Raw genomic sequence first — 361 nt, 5'->3', positions numbered from 1 at the left:
TTACAAAATGTCCATCTTTGCAGGGCCGTGAAAATAATACCAACCATCTTGCATCGCTTAGAAACCAGCAGCCTTACTTTTCTGAACCACCTGAAGCACCGCAAACGCTGAATCCCGCGCGCGTTCGCTGCGACCATTCCCCGCCACAGAGTTTTTACGTAATTTTGGATGACAATCCCAAATGACATTGCAAAACCTGCATCAGGACGCAACGTACTCTGCCGGTTATTCGATACAGAACCGACATTTTGAAATTTATATTTTTCAGAAATAGCCTGTAACAGACAAAAACGCCGGTTACTGCGTTTTTGTAATGGTGTCCCGTACGGGATTCGAACCCGTGTTGCCGCCGTGAAAGGGC

The 361-nt window shown here is 46.8% G+C and carries 1 protein-coding gene; it reads left to right on the top strand.

Annotated features, from left to right (window positions below; translation table 11 throughout):
• Nucleotides 1–185, top strand: a 185-nt coding sequence (locus Absy_RS12680; RefSeq protein ID WP_219810139.1) for a hypothetical protein, incomplete at its 5' end; no start/stop codon positions are given.
• Between the last annotated feature and the right edge of the window lie 176 nt (nucleotides 186–361).

Source organism: Acetobacter syzygii, assembly GCF_000964225.1.
Taxonomy (GTDB): Bacteria; Pseudomonadota; Alphaproteobacteria; order Acetobacterales; family Acetobacteraceae; genus Acetobacter; species Acetobacter syzygii.
This window is presented reverse-complemented; position numbering and strand designations above follow the sequence as displayed.